This window comes from Streptomyces lunaelactis (assembly GCF_003054555.1).
GTDB lineage: Bacteria > Actinomycetota > Actinomycetes > Streptomycetales > Streptomycetaceae > Streptomyces > Streptomyces lunaelactis.
On sequence record NZ_CP026304.1, the window covers coordinates 7,454,204 to 7,474,652 of the forward strand.

Here is a 20,449-nt window from a genome sequence, read left to right on the forward strand (position 1 = left end):
ACAGCAATGAGCGAGAGCACCACCATCCGCTGGGAACAGGACGAGACCGGTGTCGTCACCCTCGTCCTCGACGATCCCAACCAGTCCGCCAACACCATGAACCAGGCCTTCAAGGAGTCGATCGCGGCGATCGCCGACCGCGCCGAGGCCGAGAAGGACTCCATCCGGGGCATCATCTTCACCTCCGCCAAGAAGACCTTCTTCGCGGGCGGTGACCTCAAGGACATGATGAAGGTCGGCCCGGAAAACGCCCAGCAGGCCTTCGACACCGGTACGGCCATCAAGAACTCGCTGCGCCGCATCGAGACCCTCGGCAAGCCGGTTGTCGCCGCCATCAACGGAGCGGCCCTCGGCGGCGGTTACGAGATCGCCCTCGCCTGCCACCACCGCATCGCGCTCGACGCGCCCGGCTCCAAGATCGGCCTGCCCGAGGTGACCCTCGGCCTGCTGCCCGCGGGCGGCGGCGTGACCCGGACCGTACGGCTGATGGGCATCGCCGACGCGCTGCTGAAGGTGCTCCTCCAGGGCACCCAGTACAACCCGCAGCGCGCCCTGGAGAACGGCCTGGTCCACGAAATCGCCACCACGAACGGGGAGATGCTCGCCAAGGCGCGCGCCTTCATCGACGCCAACCCCGAGTCGCAGCAGCCGTGGGACGTCAAGGGCTACAAGATCCCGGGCGGGACCCCGTCCAGCCCGCGGTTCGCCGCGAACCTCCCCGCCTTCCCGGCGAACCTGAAGAAGCAGACCGCGGGCGCTCCCTACCCCGCCCCGCGCAATATCCTCGCGGCGGCCGTCGAGGGCTCGCAGGTCGACTTCGAGACCGCGCTGACCATCGAGGCCCGGTACTTCACCGAGCTGGTCACCGGGCAGATCGCCAAGAACATGATCCAGGCGTTCTTCTTCGACCTCCAGGCGGTCAACTCCGGCGCCAGCCGCCCCAAGGGCATCGAGCCGCGCCCGGTCCGCAAGGTCGCGGTCCTCGGCGCCGGGATGATGGGCGCGGGCATCGCGTACTCCTGCGCCCGCGCCGGCATCGAGGTCGTCCTCAAGGACGTCTCGGCCGATGCGGCCGCCAAGGGCAAGGCGTACTCCGAGAAGCTGCTCGCCAAGGCGCTCTCCCGGGGACGTACGACCGAGGCGAAGCGCGACGCGCTGCTCGCTCGCATCACGCCGACCGCCGACCCGGCGGACCTGGCGGGCTGTGACGCGGTGATCGAGGCGGTCTTCGAGGACACCGGCCTCAAGCACAAGGTGTTCCAGGAGATCCAGGACGTCATCGAGCCGGACGCGTTGCTCTGCTCCAACACCTCGACCCTGCCCATCACCGTGCTCGCCGAAGGCGTTTCGCGGCCGGTCGACTTCGTCGGGCTGCACTTCTTCTCGCCCGTCGACAAGATGCCGCTGGTCGAGATCATCAAGGGCGAGCGCACCGGCGACGAGGCGCTGGCCCGCGCCTTCGACCTGGTGCGCCAGATCAACAAGACCCCGATCGTGGTCAATGACTCGCGCGGCTTCTTCACCTCGCGCGTGATCGGCCGGTTCATCAACGAGGGCGTGGCGATGGTCGGCGAGGGCGTCGAGCCCGCGTCGGTGGAACAGGCAGCCGCGCAGGCCGGCTACCCGGCCAAGGTGCTCTCACTGATGGACGAGCTGACCCTTACCCTGCCGCGCAAGATCCGCAACGAGACGAAGCGCGCGGTCGAGGAGGCGGGCGGCAGCTGGGCCGGTCACCCGGCGGACGTGGTGATCGACCGCATGGTCGACGAGTTCGGGCGCACGGGCCGCAGTGGCGGAGCGGGCTTCTACGAGTACGGCGAGGACGGCAGGCGGACCGGGCTCTGGCCGGGGCTGCGCGAGCACTTCAAGCGCTCCGACGTGGACGTCCCGTTCATCGACATGAAGGAGCGGATGCTCTTCTCCGAGGCTCTGGACAGCGTCCGCTGCCTGGAGGAGAACGTCCTGATCTCGGTCGCCGACGCCAACATCGGCTCGATCATGGGCATCGGCTTCCCGGCCTGGACAGGTGGCGTACTGCAGTACATCAACGGCTACGAGGGCGGACTGACCGGCTTCGTGGCGCGCGCCCGGGAGCTCGCCGAGCGGTACGGAGAGAGGTTCAACCCGCCGGCGCTGCTGGTGGAGAAGGCGGAGCGGGGCGAGAAGTTCAGCGACGCGTGAGGCGACCCGGGGGCTCTGCCCCCGGACCCCCGCTCGTTTGAGGCGCGGGGTCCGGGGCGGAGCCCCAGTCACTCCGCGGTGAACGCGCCCCGCAGCTCTTCCTTCAGCGACCGCTGAAACGCCGTCACCAGCGCCTGCACCACCATCGGCTGCATATGCGCCGACAGTGACTTCATCGCCTCGACATGCTCCGGGTCCGACTCCCGCTCCCGGTAGGGGCTCCAGACCTCGTCCCGGAAGAGCCGGGTCAGTTCGTGCGCCGCCGAGCGCGTGTGCTCGAGCAGGACCGTACGGGCAGCCAGGATCGTCTCGTGCGCTATCGGTACGTCGAGCAACTGCACCCCGAGCCGCAGCAGCCCGGGATCGACCCGGAACGTGTCGGGCCCGTCCGCGCGCTGCACAACCCCCATCGCGGCCAGCCGGTCGATGTCCTCCTCCGTCAGCGCCCGGCCGGTGCGCCGCTCCAGCTCGGTGCGGGTCGCCTCCTCGGCCGAGTCCGGCGCCCAGGAAGCCACCACCGCACGGTGGATCGCGAGATCGTGTGCGCTCAGATCGTGGGGCAGCTGTTCCAGATAGCGCTCGATGGCGGCGAGCGTCATGCCCTGCTGCTGGAGCTCCTCGATGAGGGCGAGCCGGGAGAGATGACCCGGGCCGTACCGACCCACGCGGCGTGGCCCGATCACCGGAGGCGGCAGCAGCCCGCGCGTGCCGTAGAAGCGGATGGTCCGCACGGTGACCCCGGCCCGCGCGGCCAGCTCGTCGACGGTGAGCGTCGTCTCCTCGGTCCCGGTCGCCATCTGTGCGCCTCGCTTCCCGCTTCCGTGCTGTGCCGTGCACGGTCGTGCCCTGTCGCAATGCAGTGCAACAGTATTGCTGTCTCACCAGTGTTGTGAAAGGTCTCGCCCGGTCGATCCGGCGGATCGAGCTGCGAGGACCGATTGTCAGTGCCCGTCCGTAGGGTGGTTGCATGTCCGGAATCGAGTACGTACGAGGGGACGCCACCGCGCCACAGGGCAAGGGCGTCAAGCTGATCGCGCATGTCTGCAACGACCTGGGCGGCTGGGGGAAGGGCTTCGTCCTCGCCCTGTCCCGTCGCTGGCCGGAGCCCGAGGCGGCCTACCGGCTCTGGCACCGCGAGCGGGCCGGCAATGACTTCGGACTGGGCGCCGTGCGGTCGGTACAGGTGGGGCCGTATCTGTGGGTGGCGAACATGGTGGGGCAGCGGGGGATGCGGACCGGCAGCAAGGGGGTTCCGGTGCGGTACGAGGCGATCGACGCGGCGCTTGCTTCCGTGGGCGACAAGGCGGTGGAGCTGGGGGCGTCCGTCCATATGCCGCGGATCGGGTGCGGGCTGGCAGGCGGGAAGTGGTCACGGATCGAGCCGCTGATCGTTGCGCGCCTGGTGGCCAGGGAGATACCCGTGACGGTGTACGACCACGACGGCTGACCGCACGTCGGCGCACTCCCCCGGAGCACGCGTCGGCGGGCGTGCCCACCCTCGTGGGCGCGGTAGGCAGGGTAGGCACGGTGGGCACGCCCCGAGTGCGTCAGTACACGTTCACGCCGTACGCGGTGAGGGCTTCCTTCACCGGCTGGTGGATCGCCGAGCCGTTCGTGCCCGTGCAGCCGGAGCTGCCCGAGTGGATGCCCAGGGCCGTCGAGCCGGAGAAGTGCGCTCCGCCGCTGTCGCCGCCCGCAGAGCAGGCCGTCGTGCGGACCATGTTGTAGACGGGGCCGTCGCTGTAGTTGACGGTGACGTTCACGGCCGTGACTCTGCCGTTGGTCACGTGCGTGGTCGAGCCGCTCTTCTTGAGGGCCTGGCCGACGATCGCGTCCGCCGCTGACGTGATGTCCTGGTAGCTGCCGTTGTAGAGGTTCACGTTCCCGGCCGGCCACGCGGTGCCCGTGTAGCGGACGATGCCGTAGTCGTTGGTCGGGAAGCTGGTGCCCACGCGGGTTCCGATGGACGCGCCGCCGGACGTCGCGGACCAACTGGTTGCCTCGTTCGTGCAGTGGCCGGCCGTCACGAAGTAACGCACCGTGCCCTTCGCGACGTTGAACGCCGCCGAGCAGCGGAAGCCGCCGCCGTAGATCGCGTCTCCGCCGGCCACCTCCTTCTTGAAGACTCCGGGTACGCGCTTGATCCGCACGGCCTCGCCGAGGCCCGCGGCCACCCTCCTCAGCTGTCGCATGGAGCGCCCCGAGACCGATGTGTCGGCCTCGATGGAGACCTGGTTCGTCGCGGGGTCGATGCCCCACGACGTACCGGTGATCTTCGCGTCGGTCTCCAGGGTGCCCATGGCGGACCTGAGCCCTGCCGTGCTGCGCTTGACGATCTTCGCTCGGGTACCGGTGGCCCGTACCTCTTCGGCCGCGGTTTCATCGGTGACGGTGACGACCAACTCGCCGCTCTGGGCGTCGAGATAGGAGCCGGCGGTGCGGTCGTCGCCGAGCGTGTGCTCCAGCGACGAGTGCAGCGTGTACTGCGAGGCGGAGGCGGAGACACCCGGCGTGGGTTCGGCGGCGGGGGCCTCGGCGGACGGGTTGGCGGTGGGGCCGGCGGTGGGGTCGGCCGCGCCCGCCGGCGTCGATCCGAGGGCGACGGCCGGTAGGGCAATGAGGACGGAAAGGCAGATGCGCGCGCGGAGCGTGCGTCTCATGGGGGGCTTCTCCTTCGTACGAGTCCACAGTGGGGGGATGTCGAGGAGCAGTTTGGACTGGACCAGTCCGGAGTGCCGACCTCAATGTGACATGGCCCTGTCATGCACACAAGTGTGAAACCCGGAAGAGCCCCTGTGCGGCCCCGCACAGCCCCACTCGTGCAGAGGTTCAGGGATGGACCTGGACCGTCGCCGCGGTCAGCCGCCGGACCGCGTGCAGCAGGGCGTGCTCCGCGGCGAGGGCCACGGCATGTGCCTGAACCAGCGTCAGCGCCGGGTCGACGACGATCGAGGTCTCCGCGCGCAGCCCGTGACCGAGCCACCGCATGCGTACGTCCCCCACGGCCCGTACCCCCTCGACATGGGAGAGCGCGTGCTCGGCCTCGTCGACCAGCGCCGGATCGACCGCGTCCATCAGCCGGTGCCAGATCTCGCGCGCCGCGCCGCGCAGGACCAGCACGATCGCCCCCGCGATGGCGAGCCCGACCAGCGGATCGGCCCACCGCCAGCCGAGTGAAGCGCCACCCGCGCCCAGCAGTACGGCCAGTGAGGTGAAGCCGTCGGTACGGGCATGCAGCCCGTCGGCGACCAGCGCGGCCGAACCGATCCTTCTGCCCGTACGGATCCGCGCCCTGGCCACCCACTCGTTTCCGGCGAAGCCCACAAGACCGGCAGCCGCGACCGCGGGCAGATGACTGACCTCCTGCGGCTCCAGCAGCCGCCGCACCCCCTCGTACCCGGCGAAGACCGCGGACGCGGCGATCACCAGCACCACGAAGACGCCCGCCAGATCCTCCGCCCGCCCGAAGCCGTAGGTGTAGCGGCGGGTGGCCGCGCGCCTGCCGAGCACGAAGGCCAGGGCGAGTGGCAGCGCGGTCAGCGCGTCGGTGGCGTTGTGGACGGTGTCACCGAGCAGCGCCACCGAGCCCGAGGCGCTCGCGATCACCGCCTGGACGACCGTGGTGACGGCGAGCACCGCGAAGGAGAACCACAACGTCCGCAGCCCCTGCGCCGAACCCTCCAGCGCGGCGTCGATGCGGTCGTGCGTGTGGTGATGGTGGTGACCACGGACGTGCGAGTGCCCCGTCATGGTCACCACCGTGACACATCAAGTCCCTTGCGGCCACTGCCGAAATGCGGCCTCTGACCAGCTGCGAAAGGCTTGCGACTACGGTCAGCGCGCGATCACGGGGTAGTGGTCGGAGAGGTTGGTGTACGTGTAGGCCGTGCCCCAGCTGGAGACCGTCCAGGGCGCGGTCTGCTCCTTGATCACTTCATTGGTCCAGCCGGCGGGCCTGGCGTGCCCGGCGCGGTGCAGTACGTAGTCGAGGTCCTCGCGCGGGTCGTCCGGGTAGCGGTCCGCGGCGATCGAGTTCTGCTCGGTGTCGAAGGAGTACGGGTGTCCGGTGCGGGCGTCCGCACCCGCGAGCCCGGCGTCGGCGAGCATCGTGTTGTACTCGGCCGTGCGCGAGTCGACATTGAAGTCACCCGCGACCAGGACCTGTTCGGACGCGGGGATGTTCTTGCCGTCGAGGAAGGCGTCGATCGCCTTGAACTGCAGGCTGCGCATCTGAGCCGCCTCGCCGGCGTCGCAGCCGGGGTCGGTCGACTGCGCGTGCGTGCCCACGACATGGACCTTCGTGCCGTTCACATTCAGCACGACGTAGACGAAGCCCTTGTTGGACCACCAGTCCGCCCCGCAGGCGTCCTTGTAGACGTACTGCTCCTTGCGGACAATCGGCCACTTGCTGAGGACGGCAGCGCCGCCGTCCTCCGGCGTGGTCGCCGAGTACGCACCACCGGTCGCGTCCCAGCCGGTCTTGCTCCGTCCCATCACCGGCGTCTGGTACGGGTACTGGGCGGCGGCGTTCCGCTTCAGCGCGTCCGACGAGGAGTTGTCGAAGGCCTCCTGGACCACGACGACGTCGTTGCCCTGGAAGAAGGGCGCCGCCGGTATGGCCGCTGCCCGGTGGTCCTGGCCCCAGTTGGGGTACAGCGTCTTGCTGAACAGGAACGCGTTGTACGTCAGCACCTTCAGTCGCGGCGTCGCGTCCGCCTCGGCCGCGGTGGCCGCGGGAGCGGTCCCGGCGAGCACGACGGCGGCGAGAGCGGTGGACAGGGCTGCGCCAGGGATACGGCGGAGCGCGGAATGCGGCACAAGAACTCCCGAATCTTGGTGGGGGGTACGACCGGCGCCGCACATCAAATCAGCCAGAGTTACTTCTTGGTAATGACCAGGTGCCTACTTTCTTTCGGGAGGCGCACGATCACACCAACTCCTTTGAACCTGTGCGATTCTTCGCAGCGGCCGCGGTACCGGAAGATCCGTCACGGCCCGTGCTCCCGCCCCGCGCCGGAGAGCGAAAGTTACACTTCAGGAGACGGCAGGAGCGCATATGACCAGGGCCGCGGCAGCACCCGTACCGCTCCCGCCGGGCGGAGTGCTGTGGACCGTCGCCGGCGACATACGAGCGCTGCTGATGCTGCCCGCCGCCCTCACCCTGCAGGTCGCCCACCCCGCCGTGGGCGCCGGCGTCGACGAGCACTCCGTCTTCCGCACCGACCCCTGGGGCCGCGGGGAGCGCTCTCTGCGCTCGGTCCAGCTGTGGGTGTACGGGGGCGAGGAGGCGGCCGATGAGGGCCGCAGACTCCGGGAGCTCCACAAGACCATCAAGGGCACCGACGCCCACGGCCGCCCGTACCACGCGCTCAACCCCGCCTACTACTCCTGGGTCCACGCCACCGGCTTCCCCTGCTACCAGCACGCGCTGCGCTATCTGGCCCGCCCGCTCACCGGGGCGCAGGAACGGCAGCTGTACGCCGAGTGGCTCCAGGTCGGCCGGATCCTCGGCATCAACGACCGGGACATGCCCCAGACGATCGAGGAGTTCTGGCCGTACTTCCGCAAGAGGCTTGCCGACGAGATCGAAATGACCCTCGTCGTACGCGAACTGATCGCCACCGACCAGCCGGTGCCGCCGCCCGACCGCGGACCGACGGCCGTGCGACTGCTGCTCAGGCTGCTGTGGCCGATCCTGCTGCCTCCGCTCGCCCGCATCCGGCGCTTCGTGACCATCGGGCTGATGCCGCCCGACGCGCGCGAGGCGATCGGTCTCGAGTGGACGGACGAGCAGGAGCGGCGGCTGCGCTCGGTCGCCCGGGTCGTACGAGCCGTGGTTCCCGTACTTCCCGAGCGACTGCGGTACCTCCCGCTCGCGCGCGAGGCGCGGCGGGCCGCCCGGCTCAGCCGGTCAGCCCGCCCCGTGCGATGACGTCCGCGTACCAGCGCGCGCTGTCCTTGAACGTACGGCGCTGGGTCGCGAAGTCGACATGGACGATGCCGAACCGCTTGCTGTAGCCGTACGCCCACTCGAAGTTGTCGAGCAGCGACCAGAGGAAGTAGCCGCGTACGTCCGCGCCGTCCCCGATCGCCCGGTGCACGGCCGCGAGATGGGCCTGCAGATACGCCACCCGCTCCGGGTCGTGGACCTCTCCGGACGGGTCGGCGTAGTCGTCGTACGCGGCCCCGTTCTCGGTGATGACCAGCGGCACGCCGGGCAGGTCGTCGCGCAGCCGGGTCAGCAGCTCGTACAGCCCGTCGGCGTCGACCGGCCAGTCCATCGCGGTACGCGGGCCGGGCGCCGGCAGGAAGCGGACATGCTCCTCCGCACCGGCCCACGGCGACGGCGAGTCCGACGAGCCCGCCGCGACGACGGTGGGGGAGTAGTAGTTGATGCCCAGCGAGTCGATCGGCGTGGAGGTGACCTCCAGATCGCCGTCCCGGACGAAGGACCAGTCGGTGACGGCGGCCGTGTCACGGACCAGGTCCTCCGGCAGGCGGCCGTGGAAGACGGGGTCGAGGAAGATCCGGTTCCCGACGGCGTCGATCCGGCGCGCAGCGTCCCGGTCGGCCGCGGATTCCGTGAGCGGCCGCACGGCATGCAGATTGAGGGTCAGCGAGATCTCGGACGTCGAGGGCAGCGCCGTGTGCAGCAGCTGCGCGGCCCACCCGTGCGCCAGATTGAAGTGGTGCGCGGCACGCAGGGAGGCACTCGCGCTGGTGCGCCCAGGGGCGTGCACGCCGGAGCCGTAGCCGAGAAACGCCGCGCACCACGGCTCGTTGAGGGTGGTCCAGGTCCGCACCCGGTCGCCGAGTGCGTCGGCCATGATCCCGGCGTAGTCGCCGAAACGCTGGGCGGTCTCGCGCTGCGGCCAGCCGCCGGCGTCCTCCAGCTCCTGCGGGAGATCCCAGTGGTAGAGCGTGGCCACCGGACGGATGCCCGCATCGAGGAGCGCGTCGGTGAGCCGGCGGTAGAAGTCCAGGCCCTTCTGCACGCCGGGACCGCGCCCGGTCGGCTGCACCCGCGGCCAGGAGACCGAGAACCGGTAGTCGGTGACGCCGAGCTGCTTCATCAGCGCGACGTCCTCGCGCATCCGGTGGTAGTGGTCGGCGGCGATGTCGCCGGTGTCACCGTTGCGAACTCTGCCGGGCTCACGGCTGAAGGTGTCCCAGATGGACGGAGTACGGCCGTCCTCCGCGGCTGCGCCCTCGATCTGGTACGCGGCGGTGGCGGTGCCCCAGCGGAATCCGGGCGGGAACCGGAGCTCCGTCGTCGTCTCGGGGCGTGCGTCGACAGCGGTCATGAGGTGGGACTCCCAGGAGATAGAGACGGAGCGGTGGGCGGGACGGGATCAGCCCTTGACGGCGCCCTGCATGATGCCGCCGACGATCTGGCGGCCGAGCAGTCCGAAGACGAGCAGCACCGGGAGCGTGCCGAGCAGCGTGCCCGCCATGATCACGGACTGGTCGTGGACATAGCCGCCGCCCAGCTGGCGCAGCGCGACCTGCACGGTCGGCTCCTGCGAGGACAGCGCGACGATCGGCCAGAAGAAGTCGTTCCACGCGGCCATGAAGGTCAGCATCCCGAGCACGGCCATACCGGGCCGGGCGATGGGCACCACGATCGACCAGAAGATCCGGGCGGTGGACGCGCCGTCGACCCGGGCCGCCTCGATCAGCTCGTCGGGCAGCGACTGCACCAGGTACTGCCGCATGAAGAACACCCCGAAGGCGGAGACCAGACCGGGCAGGATCACGGCCTGCAGCTGGTTCACCCACTGCAGCTCCGCGATCAGCATGAAGAGCGGGATCACCCCGAGCTGCGGCGGGATCATCATCGTGCCCACGGTGATCGCCAGCAGGGCGCCACGGCCGCGGAACCGCAGCTTGGCGAAGGCGAACCCGGCGAGCGTGCAGCACAGCACCGTGCCGACGGTGATCGAACCGGAGACGATGAAGGAGTTGAGGAGGGCCTTGCCGATATCGGCCTCCTCCATCACCGCCTCGAAGTTGCGGAAGAGATTCGAGCCGGGCAGCAGCGTGGGCGGCACCTTCGCCAGATCCGCGTTGGAGCGGCTGGCGGCGACGATCGTCCAGTAGAACGGGAACGCCGAGATGAGAACGGCGAAGATCAGGATCGCGTACGCGAGCTTGCCACCCTGCATCGTGCGGCCGGCCCGGCTCTTCCTCCGCCCGGCGGGCCGGGGTCGTGTGCCCGTGGCGGGCGGCTTCGTCGGCGGAGCGGCGAGCGCGGTCATCGGCCGGCCTCCTTACGGGAACGGCGGTGCGCGATCAGGGCGTTGACCCCGACCAGCACCAGGATCAGCAGGAACATCACCCAGGCGATGGCGGCGGCCCGGCCCAGATGGAAGAAGCCCCAGCCCTGCTCGTACATATAGAGACCGAGCGTCTGGTACTGGTGTGAGATGCCGCCGGAGATGGAGCCCTCGAAGAGCAGCGGCTCACCGAAGAGCTGAGTGGCGCCGATGGTCGACACGACGACGGTGAACAGGATCGTGGGCCGCAGCCCCGGCAGCGTGACATGGACGAACTGCCGCCAGCGCGAGGCCCCGTCCATCTCGGCGGCCTCGTACAGCTCACTCGGGATCGACTGCATGCCCGCCAGATAGATCAGCGCGTTGTAGCCGGTCCAGCGCCAGATGACGATGGTCGAGACGGCGATCTGTGAGGAGACCGTACCGGCCTGCCAGTCCACTGGACCGAAACCGACCAGCCCCAGCACATAGTTGATCAGCCCGAAGTCGCGGCCGAAGAGCTGCGCGAAGACCAGCGTGGCCGCGGCGACCGAGGTCGCGTACGGCAGCAGCATCGCCGTACGCAGGAAAGTCCGGCCGCGCAGCCGGTAGTTGAGCAGATGGGCCAGGCCCAGCGCCATGACCAGCTGCGGGACGGTGGACAGCACCCCGATGGTGAAGGTGTTGCGCAGTGCGGTCCAAAAGATCTCGTCGCCGAAGAGCGCGGTGTAGTTGCCGAAGCCGCGCCACTGCATCTCGCCGGGCGTCTGGAGCTCGACCCGGTAGAGCGAGACGAAGGCCGTGTAGATCAGTGGGAAGAGCCCGAAGGCGGCGAACAGGGTGAAGAACGGGGCGATATAGGCGTACGGCGAAAGCGTGCGCCAGGTGCGGTGCGCGACCGAGGGCCGGGGGGAGACCGGCTTCGCGCTGGCGGTCAGGGTCACGGTGCGGCCCTTCGAAGAGTTCGAGGAGTCGGTAACGGGGCTGTGGAAGCCTTCAGGCCGGTCCGGCCGGGAATCAGGACCGGCCTGAAGGAGCTACGCGGGTGCCGGGCCCTCGGTCAGCCGGTCGCGTTCTGCACGTTCTTCTTCGCCGTCGACCACGCCTTGTCGGGCGAAGTGCCCTTGCGCTCCACCTCGCTCAGCGCGTTGGTGATCTGGTCGGCGACGTTCTTGTCGTGGACCCCAAGAACCTGCACCGGCGCCGCCTTGGCCGCGTCACCGAAGATCTGGCCGATCGGCGCGTCCGAGAAGTACGGGTCCTTGGCGGTCGCCACCTTCTCGATCGCGCCGGTCGACGAGGGGAAGTTGCCCTGTTTGGTGAAGAGCTTGGCCTGCTGCTCGGGGGCGGTGAGCCACTGGATCAGCTCGTACGCCTCCTTCTTGTGCTTGGCCGCCTTGGGGATCGAGAGATACGAGCCGCCCCAGTTCCCGGCTCCCGCGGGCAGCTTGGCGATGTCCCACTTGCCCTTGCCGGCGTCGCCGGCCTGGCCCTTGATGTATCCGAGCATCCAGGCGGGGCAGGGCATGGTCGCGAAGGAGCCGGCCGAGAACGCCTGGTTCCACTGCGGTGACCACTGGTCGAGCTTGGCGCTCAGGCCCGCCTTCGCCGCCTCGGTGGAGGCGTCCCAGGCGGCCTTGACCGCCGGGTTGTTCTCGTAGATCAGCTTCCCGGAGGCGTCGTAGTACCGCTCCTTCTCCTGGCCGATCATGATCGTGTAGAGGCTGCCCACACTGTCCAGCCAGGCGCTCTTGCCGGGGGTCTTCTCCTTGAACTCCTTGCCGAGTGCGAGATAGCCGTCCCAGGTGGACCACTTCGTCGCCAGCTCGGCGCGGTCGGTGGGCAGACCGGCCTCTTTGAAGAGGTCGCTGCGGTAGCACATCGCCTCCGGGCCGACGTCCGTGCCGAGCCCCAGGACCTGGCCGTCCTTGCCGGTCGCCGCCGACCACTTGGCCTCGGCGAACTGGTCCTTGAGCTTGTCGGCGCCGTACTTCTTCAGGTCCTCGAACTTGTCGGTCTGCTGCTGGGTGACCGCCGCGATCCGGCCCACCTCGATGCCCTGCACATCGGCGAGTCCGCCACCGCCGGCAAGCCGCGTCTGCAGCGACTTCCAGTAGTCCTGCTCGTCCTCGGTGTCGGTCTGCTTGATCCTGACGTTCGGGTGGAGCTTCTCGTACTCCGCGTAGAGCCCGGCCTCCTTGTAGCCGAAGGACCCGAAGAGGTCCACGGTGAGCGTGACCTTGCCGCCCGCACTGTCGGAGGCGCCGTCCGACGATCCGGATCCACAGGCGGCGAGCAGTGCCCCCGCGAGCGCGACCGCACCCAGGCGGACCGCGGCTCTCTTGGCGGCTCGGGCGTTGGGCATGGGAAGCCTCCCTTGGCTTCGGGGTGGAGCGAGAGTGCCTGAGAGCGCTCTCAGAACTTGCGTCTGGAGCGTGCCCCGGAGGTCATCGCCCCGTCAAGACTCGAAGACGTAACGGCTTGGACTCGCAGCCAACTACCGTCTGTGTCCCATCTATTGACACTTCTGTTTCAGGAGTTTTACGTTCCTGGCATCTGAGAGCGCTCTCGGATGCTCCCGGATGCCCCTTCCCGTCATGACTTCGAGGTGCTGTCCATGCCAGCCACCCGCACCAGACCAGCTGCCGCGCTGGCTCTGGTTACCGCCCTGGCCGCTTTCGGCCTGGGCCCGGCCGCCACCCCGGCGGCGGCCGCCACCGTCCCCGTAGGTTCTGGCAGTTACTCCGACGCCCGCCCCGCCGGTACGTCGGGCCCCACGACCAACACCGGCGCGCCGGTCACGCCCAAGGTCACCCCCGCAGCCAAGGACAAGCCGGTCCCCACCAACGACTGGTGGTCATCGCTCGCCTTCCAGCGGTACGGCGACAACCCGTACTCCACCCCGATGTACGGCCATCCGCTCACCTACCAGGCCACCGCAGGCGGACTCGAGGTCGGCTACCCGACGTCCCCGGCTGTCGTCGGCGAGGGCCGCCAGTACGAGTACGCCCACAAGCGGGACCTGACCCTCGGCCTGACCGGGCTCAACTCACCGGACACCAAGGCCGACGACTGGTCCGACTGGACCGTCACCCCCTACTGGTCCGACGGCGCCCGCACACTGCGCACCACCATCGGCCACGGGCTGCCTTTCGTATACGCGAAGGGCTCCGGCGGCAACGCCCAGATCACCACCGCCGCCGCACCAACCGTCTTCTCCGACCAGGGCAATGTCCTCGGCATCACCGTCGCCGGACACCACTACGCGCTCTTCGCGCCGACCGGCAGCGACTGGACGGTCGCCGGCTCCACCGTCACGGCGGGTCTCGGCGCCAAGGACTACTTCTCGCTCGCCGTGCTGCCCTCCACCGACGCGCTGGCGACGTTCAAGAAGTACGCCTTCAGCTTTGTCACCGGCTCCCAGGCGACCTGGAATTACACCGGTGGCACGGTGAAGGCCACCTACAGCCTCACCACCGAGGCCAAGGAGGGCACCGAGCGCGGCACGCTCCAGGCGCTCTACCGCCACCAGTGGCTCAACACCACGGACGCGCTCAGCCCGTACACGTACATCTCGCCGCGCGGCACCATGAAAGTCCGTGAGGCGACCTCCTTCACCACCAGCCAGAAAGCGTCCGCGGTGCTGCCCGGACTGCCGAAGACCAACGCCGTCGACACGGCGCGGCTGAAGGGCTATCTCGACCAGGTCGCGAACGCCCCCGACCCCTTCAACGGCTACACCGACACGTACTGGACCGGAAAGGTGCTCGGGCAGCTCGCCCAGCTCGTGCCCCTTGCGGACCAGATCGGTGAGACCGCCACCCGGGACAAGCTGCTGGGCCTGATGAAGGGCCGACTCCAGGACTGGTTCACGTCGGGGGGCGCGAACGAGTTCTCGTACGACAAGGACTGGAAGACGCTCACCGGCTACCCGGCCTCGTACGGCAGCGACACCGAGCTCAACGACCACCACTTCCACTACAGCTACTACGTCTACGCGGCCGCGATCGTCGCCCAGTACGACCAGGCCTGGGCCGCCGACTCGGCCTGGGGCGGCATGGTCAAGACCCTGGTACGGGACGCGGCTAACCCCAGCCGCACCGACACCGCCTTCCCCTTCCTGCGCGGCTTCGACGTGTACGCCGGTCACAGCTGGGCCTCCGGACACCAGGGCTTCGCGGCCGGCAACAACCAGGAGTCGTCGTCGGAGTCCACCAACCTCAGCGCGGCCCTCGTGCTGTGGGGCTCGGCCACCGGCGACACCGCGCTGCGTGACCTCGGCACCTTTCTGCTGACCACCGAGTCGGAGGCGATCGCCCAGTACTGGTTCGACGCCGACGAGCAGGTCTTCCCGTCCTCCTTCGGGCATGACACGGTCGGCATGGTGTGGGGCAGCGGCGGCGCGTACGCCACCTGGTGGACCGCCAACCCCGAGGAGATCCATGGCATCAACGCGCTTCCGGTGACGGGCGGTTCACTGCACCTGGGCGGCGAGAAGGCCGCGATCCGCCGCAACATCGCCGAGATGGAACGGGAGAACGGCGGTCCGGCCGTCGAATGGCGCGACATCCTCTGGGAGTTCCAGTCGTTCGCCGACCCGGCGGTGGCGAAGTCCAAGTGGGACGCGGGCAACGCGGGCTACACCCCTGAGCAGGGCGAGTCCAAGGCCCATACGTACCACTGGATCTCGACCCTCGACGCGCTCGGCGCCCCCGACGCGACGGTCACGGGCGACATCCCGAGCTCCGCGGTCTTCACCAAGGGCACGGTACGGACCTACGCCGCGCACAACTACGGCGCCACGGCCCGCACGGTGACCTTCTCGGACGGCAAGACGCTCAGCGTTCCGGCGCGCTCGACGGCGACCGGCACGGGGACCGGAGGAGACCCGGATCCCGACCCCGACCCCGATCCGCCGACGGGCAACACCTTGCAGCTCCGCACGGGAGGGGTGCTCACTACCGCGACGGGCGGCACGGCGGGCAGCGACACCATCGCCTCCGCGGCCGGCGGAAACTACGACGGCACCCCGCACCAGCCCGTCGTGTACGAGGTCAGATACGTCAACGGCACACTCACCCCGGGCGCGGCGACCGCGTTCCACCTCCAGCTGGACGCGGGCACCGCGGTCGGCCTCGGCCAGCAGGCCCGTATCAGCTACGACTTCACCGGCGACGGCACGTTCGACCGCACGGAGACGTACCAGTACTTCGCGACCGATCCGGTCGCGGGCTGGGAGGAGTACGCGCAGTCACGCGGCCTGCGAGGGGCGACCGGAACGCTCGGCGACCTCCAGGGCGGCACCGTACGGCTGGAGGTGTGGCACGCCATCGGCAACGGCACCGCCAAACTCCAGACCGGCACAGCCACGTCGGTACTGGTGATCCCGTACCACTGACCGGCGTCAGGCCGAGGCCCGTCGCACCAGCGTGGTCGGAGTGATCACCGACGCTGGTGCGCCGGACCCCGGATCGCCCTCGTTCAGCACCCGCATCAGCAGTCGGACCATCAACCGGCCCATTCCCTCGATGTCCTGACGGACCGTCGTCAATGGGGGATCGGTCGACTCGACGACCGAGTGCATGTCGTCGAAGCCGACCAGCGCGACATCGTCGGGCACCCGGCGCCCCCGTTCGCGCAGCGTGCGCAGGGCCCCCGAGGCCATCAGGTCGTTGGCGGCGAAGACGGCGTCCAGATCCGGGCGGCGGTCCAGCAGCTGAGCCATCGCGTGGGCGCCGCTGTCCACGGTGAAGTCGCCCTGGCAGACCAGCTCGGGGTCGGCGTCCAGCAGGACGTCGCGGTAGCCGTCGATCCGGTCCAGCGCGGAGGTCTGGTCGCGCGGGCCCGCGATGTGCGCGATGTGCTCACGCCCGAGGGAGACCAGATGGCGCACGGCCTCCCGGGCGCCCCCGCGGTTGTCGCAGTCGACATACGGCACGGCGAGCTCGGAGGCGGCGCCGGGCCAGCCGGGGCGGCCGCCGAAGACGGTCGGCACCTTCACCCGGCGGATGATGGCGGGCAGTTCGTCGTCGTTGTGGAGCGAGAAGGCGAGGGCGCCGTCGACATGGCCGCCGCCGAGATAGCGGGCGATCCGCTCGTGGTCGCCGGGCCCCTCCACCCACAGCAGGACCAGCTGCGAGTCGTACGCCGTCAGCTCACGGCTGATACCGCGCACCTGCTGCTCGAAGAAGGGGTCCGAGAAGATCCTGAACTCGGGCTCGGCGATGATCACCGCGACGGCGCCGTTGCGCCGGGTGACGAGGGTGCGGGCCGCGTGGTTCGGTACGTATCCGAGCTCCTCGACCGCCTGGCGCACCTTGTCGACCAGCGGCGGGCGGACCCCCGCACCGCCGTTCACGACCCGCGACGCCGTGGCCCGGGAGACACCGGCGCGGGCGGCGACGGCTTCCAGAGTGGGGCGGGACCCAGTGGTCTGCTCGGGCAAGGCGGGCGCTCCTCGTCTGCTTCGGCCGGCTGCTTCGGACGACAGCGGGGAGGACGCTGCCGGATACAGGATATCCGGTACTCGCGATCACCGGCTGAGAGCGCTTCCAGACGGCAGACGCCGGGCGCCGCCCGCCCTCTGGGAGGGGGACGACCGGTGCCCGGCGCGGCGCCTCCTGCTTCACATGATCGCCATTCGGCCGACATGATCCTCGCCGTCCCATCAGTCGCTTCTGTGCCCATACGGCCCACTGTTGCGGGGGAGTTGACCGGAGTACCTTCCGCCCATGCCGAAACGCGCGCGGGGCGCCCGCTTGACGTGCAGATCGCTGGTGGTGGCGGCTTCGGCCGCCCTGATGTCCTTAACGCTCGCGCCGGGGGGCGCGCAGAGCGCGCCCGCCCGGGAGAGCAGACCCGTCTACTCGTACGAGAACGCGATCCGCGAATCCGTGTGGGTCGACACCCGGCTCGACTCGGACGGCGACGGGAGGACCGACCGCGTGGCCGTCGACATCGTCCGGCCGCGCGAACCCGCGCAGCAGGGCCGGAAGATTCCCGTGATCATGGACGCCAGTCCGTACTACTCCTGCTGCGGACGCGGCAACGAGAGCCAGAAGAAGACGTACGACGCGAACGGCAACGTCGTCCAGTTCCCGCTCTACTACGACAACTACTTCGTCCCGCGCGGCTACGCCTTCGTCGCCGTCGATCTGGCGGGCACCAACCGCTCCGACGGCTGCGTCGACGTCGGCGGCCGCTCGGACGTCCAGTCCGCCAAGGCCGTCGTGGACTGGCTCAACGGCCGCGCCCGCGGGTACACCACGCGCACCGGCGGCGAGTCCGCCCGCGCAGGATGGACCAACGGGCGCACCGGCATGATCGGCAAGAGCTACGACGGCACGATCGCCAACGGCGTCGCCGCCACCGGAGTCGAGGGGCTCGAGACGATCGTCCCGATCGCGGCCATCTCCTCCTGGTACGACTACTACTTCGCCAAGGGCGCCCCGCTCTACGACTCGGGTCCCGAGTGGCTCTCCGGCTATGTCGAGAGCCCGGAGGCCCGCGCCCGCTGCCAGGCCGTCCAGCAGCGTCTGGTCGAGGAGGCCCCGCGCACCGGTGACCTGACCCGGCTGTGGAGCGAGCGCGACTATGTGCGCAACGCCGGCAACGTCACGGCCAGCGTCTTCGCCGTGCACGGCATGCAGGACCTCAACGTCCGTGGCAAGCACTTCGGTCAGTGGTGGGACGCCCTCGCCGATGAGGGCGTGGAGCGGAAGGTCTGGCTCTCGCAGACCGGGCACGTCGACCCGTTCGACTTCCGGCGCGCCGAGTGGGTGGCGACGCTGCACCGCTGGTTCGACCACTATCTCCTCGGCCACGACAACGGCATCGACCGCGAGCCGATGGCTGACATCGAGCGTGCCCCCGACCAGTGGTCCACCGACCGCGTCTGGCCGCCCCGGGCCACCGACACCACCAGCCTCCGCCCCGGCAAGGGCGCGGTCGCGGGCGTCGGCACCCTCGGTCGCGAGCCCGCACGCCCCGGCGCCACCGAGACCTTCACCGACGACCCGAGGCTGGACGAGACCGACTGGGCCGCCCGGATCGACACGTCCACCGCCGGCAAGGCCGGGTTCATCACCAAACCGCTCGGCCGTGATCTGCGGCTGTCCGGCTCGTCGAAGGTGACGATCACCGCCACCCCGTCCACGGCCGGCGCGCATCTCTCCGCCGTGCTCGTCGATCTCGGACCCGACACCATCCGGGACTACGCCGCCGCGGGCGAAGGCATCAGCACCCTCGCCGAACGCAGCTGCTGGGGCGCGAGCACGCCGGGCGACAGCCCCTGCTTCAAGAACACTCAGGCGCGCACGGCAGCCGTCGACTACACGGTCTTCAGCCGCGGCTGGGCCGATCTGGGCAACTACGCCTCCGACGCCACGGGCCGACCGCTGACCCCCGGCAGGGCGTACACCATCACTCTCGATCTGCACGCCAGTGACCATGTCGTCCCGGCAGGACACCGGCTGGCCCTGATCGTCGGCGGCACGGACAGGGACCTCATCGACCCGCCGGCCACCACGCCGACGCTGGTCCTCGATCTGGCCCGTACATCGGCGAAGCTGCCGATCGTGGGCGGCGCTGCCGCCTTCGTCCGTGCCACCGCCGGGTCCACCGCGGCCCTCACCCCGCGCGGTTCCCCGCTCCGCGGTGTGGCCGAGCCGCGTCCGATCCGCCCGATTCCGGGAGGCAGCAACCGATGACGCCCCGAATCCGCACCCTCGGTCTCACCGTCGCGGCCGCGGCCCTCGCCGTACCGCTGGTGACGGCGCCGGCCGAGGCCGCGCATGCCGTGCCCCGTACCGGCTTCGAGACCAGCACGGGTGCACGCTGGACCAGCCAGCCGGAGGAGCAGGAGTTCCTGGCCGCCGTCGACCGGGGCAGCGACCGGGTGTCGATGAGCCGGATCGGGACGACGAAGCAGGGCCGTCCGCTCCAGCTCGTACGCGTCGGGGCCGAGCACGCCTCCAGCACCGTGCTCCTGATCTGCACGCAGCACGGTGACGAGCCGTCGGGCCGCGACGCCTGTCTGACCAAGATCCGCGATATGGCGTACGCGAAGGACAGCGGGACCCGGCGGCTGCTGTCCCGTACGCGCGTCCTCGTCCTCCCCACTGCCAACCCGGACGGACGGGCCGCCGACACCCGCGGCAACTCCGACGGGGTCGACATCAACCGCGACCACATCGCGCTGAAGACCGCCGAGGGGCGGGCGATCGCCGCGGTCATCCGTGACCAACGTCCCGACATCGTCTACGACATGCACGAGTACGGGGCGACCCCGCCGTACTACGACAAGGATCTCTTCGACCTCTGGCCGCGCAACCTCAACACCGACGCCAAGGTCCACCAGGAGTCGCAGACCCTCTCCGAGGACTATGTCCGGCCGGCCGCGCGCGGACGTGGATTCAGCATCGGCACGTACGGCATCTGGACCGACCCGGTCACCGGCGACCCCGTCAAACAGACAGCGGGCGACGGCCAGGAGCGCATCCTGCGCAATGCGGCCGGCGTCAAGAACTCGGTGGGTCTGCTCATCGAAAGCCGCGTCGACCCCATGACGGAGGAGGAGAAGGCCGACCAGTCGCTCAACAACCGGCGCCGGGTGCACAGCCAACTGGACGCTCTGGGCGGGCTGTTCTCCTTCGCCGGTGAACGGCGCGGCCGGGTCGAGGCCGCGACCACCGGCGCCCGGCTCTCAGGCTTCAAGGACCGCGGCCCGGTCTATCTGGGCGGCGCCGACAACGACCCGGCGACCGGCGGGGAAACCCTTCAGGACCCGCCCTGCGGCTACCGCCTCGACGTGGAGCAGTACGCGGATGTGGAGGACGAACTGGCCCTGCACGGCGTCCTGTCCCGGCCCGATCGGGGCGGCGCTTTCGTGTCGCTGCGGCAGCCCCAGCGCGAACTGATCCCGCTGCTCCTCGATTCCCGCGCGACATATCACCTTGTATCAGGGCAACCCATCACGGCCTGTTGAGCCTGGTGGCGTGCATCACTTGGGGTAG

15 protein-coding genes are annotated in these 20,449 nt (G+C 69.7%); 6 read left to right on the forward strand and 9 right to left on the reverse strand.

Translation table 11 applies throughout. The features are described from left to right. Positions 1-6: 6 nt before the first annotated feature. Positions 7-2,181, forward strand: coding sequence for a 3-hydroxyacyl-CoA dehydrogenase NAD-binding domain-containing protein (locus SLUN_RS34020; protein WP_108153765.1), 2,175 nt, complete (start codon positions 7-9; stop codon positions 2,179-2,181). A 68-nt stretch (positions 2,182-2,249) separates the two neighbouring features. Here the strand turns inward: SLUN_RS34020 and SLUN_RS34025 are convergent, their stop codons facing one another. Continuing rightward, positions 2,250-2,978: a MerR family transcriptional regulator gene (locus SLUN_RS34025; RefSeq protein WP_108153766.1), complete on the reverse strand. Its 729-nt coding sequence runs from the start codon at positions 2,976-2,978 to the stop codon at positions 2,250-2,252. Positions 2,979-3,148: 170 nt separating this feature from the next. On the opposite strand from SLUN_RS34025, the gene SLUN_RS34030 reads away from it, so the two are divergent. Continuing rightward, a complete protein-coding gene (locus SLUN_RS34030) occupies positions 3,149-3,628 on the forward strand; it encodes a macro domain-containing protein (RefSeq protein ID WP_108153767.1) in 480 nt (159 codons plus the stop codon). Positions 3,629-3,728: 100 nt separating this feature from the next. On the opposite strand, the gene SLUN_RS34035 is transcribed toward SLUN_RS34030, so the two are convergent. The 3 genes from SLUN_RS34035 to sph all read right to left on the reverse strand — a co-directional run bounded on the left by SLUN_RS34035 (position 3,729) and on the right by sph (position 6,999). Then, positions 3,729-4,841 carry a S1 family peptidase gene (locus tag SLUN_RS34035; RefSeq protein WP_108153768.1) on the reverse strand — a complete coding sequence of 371 codons (1,113 nt, stop codon included), beginning with the start codon at positions 4,839-4,841 and terminating at the stop codon, positions 3,729-3,731. 169 nt (positions 4,842-5,010) lie between these two features. Beyond that, positions 5,011-5,931 carry a cation diffusion facilitator family transporter gene (locus tag SLUN_RS34040; RefSeq protein ID WP_108155090.1) on the reverse strand — a complete coding sequence of 307 codons (921 nt, stop codon included), beginning with the start codon at positions 5,929-5,931 and terminating at the stop codon, positions 5,011-5,013. 84 nt (positions 5,932-6,015) lie between these two features. Further along, a complete protein-coding gene (gene sph / locus SLUN_RS34045) occupies positions 6,016-6,999 on the reverse strand; it encodes a sphingomyelin phosphodiesterase (protein ID WP_108153769.1) in 984 nt (327 codons plus the stop codon). 238 nt (positions 7,000-7,237) lie between these two features. Here sph and SLUN_RS34050 point away from each other — a divergent pair, with 238 nt between their 5' ends. Beyond that, positions 7,238-8,113 carry an oxygenase MpaB family protein gene (locus SLUN_RS34050; protein WP_108153770.1) on the forward strand — a complete coding sequence of 292 codons (876 nt, stop codon included), beginning with the start codon at positions 7,238-7,240 and terminating at the stop codon, positions 8,111-8,113. On the opposite strand, the gene SLUN_RS34055 is transcribed toward SLUN_RS34050, so the two are convergent. From SLUN_RS34055 to SLUN_RS34070, 4 genes are all read right to left on the reverse strand, one after another. Next, positions 8,085-9,485 (reverse strand): GH1 family beta-glucosidase, encoded by a 1,401-nt coding sequence (locus tag SLUN_RS34055; protein WP_108153771.1) that lies wholly within the window; start codon positions 9,483-9,485, stop codon positions 8,085-8,087. The two genes, SLUN_RS34050 and SLUN_RS34055, sit on opposite strands and share 29 nt — an antisense overlap. Before the next feature lie 48 nt (positions 9,486-9,533). Continuing rightward, entirely contained in the window at positions 9,534-10,439 is a 906-nt protein-coding gene (locus tag SLUN_RS34060) for a carbohydrate ABC transporter permease (protein ID WP_108153772.1), read from the reverse strand. After that, the gene (locus SLUN_RS34065) at positions 10,436-11,380 is read right to left on the reverse strand and encodes a carbohydrate ABC transporter permease (RefSeq protein WP_108153773.1); all 945 of its coding nucleotides are present in this window, start codon (positions 11,378-11,380) and stop codon (positions 10,436-10,438) included. Before SLUN_RS34065 ends, SLUN_RS34060 begins: the two co-directional genes overlap by 4 nt. 116 nt (positions 11,381-11,496) lie before the next feature. Next, positions 11,497-12,801 (reverse strand): extracellular solute-binding protein, encoded by a 1,305-nt coding sequence (locus SLUN_RS34070; RefSeq protein WP_108153774.1) that lies wholly within the window; start codon positions 12,799-12,801, stop codon positions 11,497-11,499. A gap of 252 nt (positions 12,802-13,053) precedes the next feature. Between SLUN_RS34070 and SLUN_RS34075 the strand changes: the two genes are divergently transcribed. Further along, positions 13,054-15,834 carry a glycosyl hydrolase gene (locus SLUN_RS34075; protein ID WP_108155091.1) on the forward strand — a complete coding sequence of 927 codons (2,781 nt, stop codon included), beginning with the start codon at positions 13,054-13,056 and terminating at the stop codon, positions 15,832-15,834. 6 nt (positions 15,835-15,840) lie between these two features. Here the strand turns inward: SLUN_RS34075 and SLUN_RS34080 are convergent, their stop codons facing one another. Further along, entirely contained in the window at positions 15,841-16,881 is a 1,041-nt protein-coding gene (locus tag SLUN_RS34080) for a LacI family DNA-binding transcriptional regulator (RefSeq protein ID WP_108153775.1), read from the reverse strand. Positions 16,882-17,167: 286 nt separating this feature from the next. On the opposite strand from SLUN_RS34080, the gene SLUN_RS34085 reads away from it, so the two are divergent. Further along, the gene (locus tag SLUN_RS34085) at positions 17,168-19,144 is read left to right on the forward strand and encodes a Xaa-Pro dipeptidyl-peptidase (RefSeq protein WP_108153776.1); all 1,977 of its coding nucleotides are present in this window, start codon (positions 17,168-17,170) and stop codon (positions 19,142-19,144) included. Beyond that, positions 19,141-20,421, forward strand: coding sequence for a M14 family metallopeptidase (locus SLUN_RS34090; protein ID WP_108153777.1), 1,281 nt, complete (start codon positions 19,141-19,143; stop codon positions 20,419-20,421). The genes SLUN_RS34085 and SLUN_RS34090 overlap by 4 nt, the downstream gene beginning before the upstream one ends. Positions 20,422-20,449 lie beyond the last annotated feature (28 nt).